Origin of the sequence: Caulobacter zeae (genome assembly GCF_002858925.1) — a bacterium.
Classification (GTDB): domain Bacteria; phylum Pseudomonadota; class Alphaproteobacteria; order Caulobacterales; family Caulobacteraceae; genus Caulobacter; species Caulobacter zeae.
In genome coordinates, this window is the sequence record NZ_PJRS01000002.1 from 1 (window position 1) to 4110 (window position 4110).

The following is a 4110-nucleotide window of genomic DNA, read 5'->3' on the forward strand; positions in this document are numbered from 1 at the left end:
AGGTGGACGACAGGTCCGTCGAGGCGGACGAGGGCGCGCACGCCGGCGGCCTTGAGGGCGGGTTCGTCGAGCTTGGCGGGGTCGGCCAGTTCCAGGCGCAGGCGGCTGGAGCAGGCGCTGACGGACAGGATGTTGGCCTTGCCGCCGAGGCCGGGCAGCAGGGCCTTGGCCGCTTTCGGGACGGCCTTGGGATTGGCCGGCGCGGCGACGGAAACCGCGGCGGACGCGGCGCCCCCCGCCCCGACGGCGGCGCGGATCTCGCCGGCGACGGTGTCGGCGATGGGGCCCAGAACCACCTGCAGGGCCTTGTCGGAGGGCCGCACGATCCCGCGCGCGCCCAGCGCCTTGAGGCGCGGCTCGTCGATGGCCTTCTGGTCGGCGACGATCAGGCGCAGGCGGGTGGTGCAGGCGTCGATGCTGACGAGGTTGGCGGCCCCGCCCAGGGCCGCGGCGAAGTCGCCCCCGCGGCCGCCGGCGCTCGGGGCCGGAGCAGCGGCCAGGGCGGCGGCCTCCTCGGCCGGCTCGCGGCCGGGGGTCTTGAGGTCGAACTTGACGATGAAGAACCGGAACAGGCCGTAATAGAGCCCGAAATAGACCGCCCCCAGCGGCAGCAGCCACAGCGGCCGGGTGGCCTTGCCGAAGTTCAGCACATAGTCGAACAGCCCCGCCGAGAAGGTGAAGCCCAGCTTGATGTCGAGCAGGTTCATCAGCGCCATGGCCAGCCCCGTCAGCACCGCGTGCACGGCGTAGAGCAGCGGGGCCAGGAACATGAAGCTGAACTCGATCGGCTCGGTCACCCCGGTCAGGAACGAGGTCAGGGCCAGCGAGGCCAGCATGCCGCCTACGGCCTTCTTCCGCTCGGGCCGGGCGGTGTGGAACATCGCCAGGCAGGCGGCCGGCAGGCCGAACATCATCACCGGGAAGAAGCCGCTCATGAACGCCCCGGCGCTGGGGTCGTCGGCGAAGAAGCGGCGCAGGTCGCCGGTGGCCCCGTGATAGTCGCCGATCACGAACCAGGCGATGTTGTTGAGGATGTGGTGCAGGCCGGTGACGATCAGCAGCCGGTTGAGCAGGCCGTAGACGAAGAGGCCCACCTCGCCCGAGCCGACGACGCCGCGGCTGGCCGCGTCCACCCCGCCGTTGATGCCGTCGTAGCCAAAGCCCACCAAGAGGGCCAGAACCAGCCCCGCCACGCCCGAGATGATCGGAACGAAGCGGCGGCCGCTGAAGAAGGCCAGGTATTCAGGCAGCTTGAAGCCCGAGAAGCGGTTGTAGAACAGCCCCCCGATCACGCCGGACAGGATGCCGATCGGCACGGAGAGCTTGGACAGGGCCTTGGCCTTGTAGGCCGGCCCGGCGAGTTCTGCGGCCTCCTTGGGCAGGCCCGCCAGCACCTCGGGCGGCACGTGCAGCAGGGCTTTCGCCCCCTCGGTGGCGATCAGGAAGCAGACCACGCCGGCCAGGCCCGCCGCGCCGTTGTTTTCGCGGGCCAGGCCCACGGCCACGCCGATGGCGAAGAGAAGGCCCAGATTGGCGAAGATCGCCTCGCCGGCCGCGGCGATGAAGGGGATGTTCAAGAGATCCGGCTGGCCAAAGCGCAGCAACAGGCCCGCCACCGGCAGCACCGCGATCGGCAGCATCAGGGCCCGGCCCAGCGGCTGGAGGATTTCGAGCGGAGACTTCATCGGCTCAAACTCCGAAGGACTTGATGAGGTCGCGGACCGCCTCGGGCGAGGCCTGGTCCAGGGTCTTGGCGGCAAGGTCGCGGCAGGCGGGCAGCGACAGCCGTCGCACCAGGGCCTTCACCTCCGGCACGATGGCGGCGGTGGCCGAAAGCTCGGTCACCCCCAGGCCCAGCAGCACCGGCACGGCGGAAAGATCCGAGGCCAGGCCCCCGCAGACGCCGACCCAGCGGCCGTGCCTGGCCGCCCCCTTGCAGGTCTGGTCGATCATCCGCAGCACCGCCGGGTGCAGGGCGTCGATGCGGGCGGCCAGCTCCGGATTCCCCCGGTCCATGGCCAGGACGTATTGGGTCAGGTCGTTGGTGCCGACGGAGAGGAAGTCGGCCTCGGCGGCGATCAGGTCGGCGGTCACCGCGGCGGCCGGGGTCTCGATCATCACCCCAAGCTCGACGGCTTGCGTGATCCCCAGCTCCTTCTTGGCCTCCTCCAGCACCGCGCGCACGGCGCGAAGCTCCGACAGGCTGCCCACCATCGGGACCATGATCTTGCACTGGCCCAGCGGTTGGACGCGCAGGATGGCGCGGATCTGGGTCTTCAGGAGATGCGGCCGCCACAGGCTGACCCGCACGCCGCGCAGGCCAAGGGCCGGGTTCTCCTCGGCCGGGATCGGCAGGTAGGGGGCGGCCTTGTCGCCGCCGACATCCAGCGTGCGCACGATCAGCGGCCGGCCCTCGAGGGCCGTGGCCACGGCCTGGTACTGGCGGGCCTGCTCGTCCTCGTCGGGCGGGGTGTCGCGGTCGAGGAACAGGAACTCGGTGCGCAGCAGGCCCGAGCCTTCGGCGCCGTTGGCGACGGCCGCCAGGGCGTCCTTCTCCGAGCCGACATTGGCGAACACCTCGATGCGTTCACCGCAGGCCGTGCGGCTTTGCTGGTGGGCGGCGGCCTTGGCGGCGGCGCGCGCCTCGTGGCGGGCGGCGATGGCGCTCTGGGCGGCGGCCAGGGCCTGCGCATCCGGAGCCACGCGCAGGCGCCCTGCCTCGGCGTCGAGGATCAGGGCGGTTCCGTCGGCGATCCCAAGGACGCCCTGCCCCACGGCCACCAGGGCCGGCAGGCCCATGGCCGCGGCCAGGATGGCCACGTGCGAGGTGGGACCGCCGCGGGCGGTGGCGAAGCCGGCCACCTGGCTGGGATCCACGCCCATCAGCTGCGAGGGCAGAAGCTCGTCGGCCAGCAGGATGGCCCCGGCCGGCAGCGCCCGGGCGGCCTCCTCCTCGCCGGCCCCTTCCAGGACGAGGAGGGCCCGCAGCACCTGGCGCTCCAGGTCGATCAGGTCATCGACGCGCTCGGCCAGGCGTCGGTCGCCAAGCCCGCGCAGGGCCTCGACATAGCCGCCGACGGCGCGGCGCCAGGCAAAGCCGGCGCTCTTGCCCTCGCCGATCAGCTTGCGCGCGGCCGCCGTCAGCTCGGGGTCTTCGAGGAAGGCCAGGTGGGCGCCGAGGATGGCCTTGCGGGCCGCGTCCCCGCTCGCGGCCGAGGCCTCGATGCGGTCGTGGACCTGGCAGAGGGCGTCGTCCAGGGCAGTCAGCTCGGCGCTGGCCCCGGCCCCGGCCTCGACGACCGCGATCTCCTCGGCCACCAGCCGCACCGCCTGGCCGATGGCCAGGCCCGGCGCGGCCAGCACCCCGCGCAGCACGCCCGGTTCGGCCGGTTCGGCGGGCGCGGCGACGACAACCGGCGGCGCTTCGACGGCGGCGGCGACCTCGCCCACGCCCTCGCCCATGCCGCTTTCGATCAGCGCGGCGATCGCCGCGACGGCGCCTGGCGCGTCGGGACCCGAGGCGATGATGGAGACGTGGTCGCCCAGCCGCAGCGCCAGCGACATCAAGCCCACCGGGCTCTTGGCGCTGGCCCGGCGGCCGACGGCGACCAGCGCGATCTCGGCGGAAAAGCCGCGCGCGGTCTCGGCGATGCGGGCGGCCGGACGGGCGTGGATCCCGTGCGCCAGAGGCACGACCACTTCGCGCACCACCTCGGCGGTTTCGGGCGTCGCCTCAGCAGCCGTCCCGCCGACCGCCGTCAGCTCCATCAGGAAGCCGCCGACGCCGGTCTCCAGGTCCTGCGCCCGGCGCACGATCGAAAAGGCCTCGGGATTGGTGACCACGATCGGGGTGATCAGGCTCTTGGCCTTGCGGGCCAGGAAATCCAGGTCAAAGCCGATCAGCGGATCGCCGGCCGTCACCGCCTGGCCCTCGGCCACGTGGACGGTGAAGCCCTCGCCGTCCAGCGCCACCGTCTCCAGCCCCACATGCATCAGGATCTCGGCCCCGTTGGCCGCCCGCAGCGTCACCGCGTGCCGCGACCGGTGCACCGTGACCACCCGCCCGTCGCACGGCGCATGCAGCACCGAACCCGTCGGATCAATCGCCAG

General features: G+C 72.7%; 2 protein-coding genes. Both read right to left on the reverse strand.

Annotation, left to right across the window (positions count from 1 at the left end):
* Positions 1–1685 (reverse strand): N-acetylglucosamine-specific PTS transporter subunit IIBC (nagE, locus tag SGCZBJ_RS00720; RefSeq protein WP_101716126.1); only part of this gene is annotated, 1685 nt, incomplete at its 3' end.
* A gap of 4 nt (positions 1686–1689) precedes the next feature.
* On the reverse strand, positions 1690–4110 hold a 2421-nt coding region (ptsP, locus tag SGCZBJ_RS00725), incomplete at its 5' end, for a phosphoenolpyruvate--protein phosphotransferase (RefSeq protein WP_101716127.1).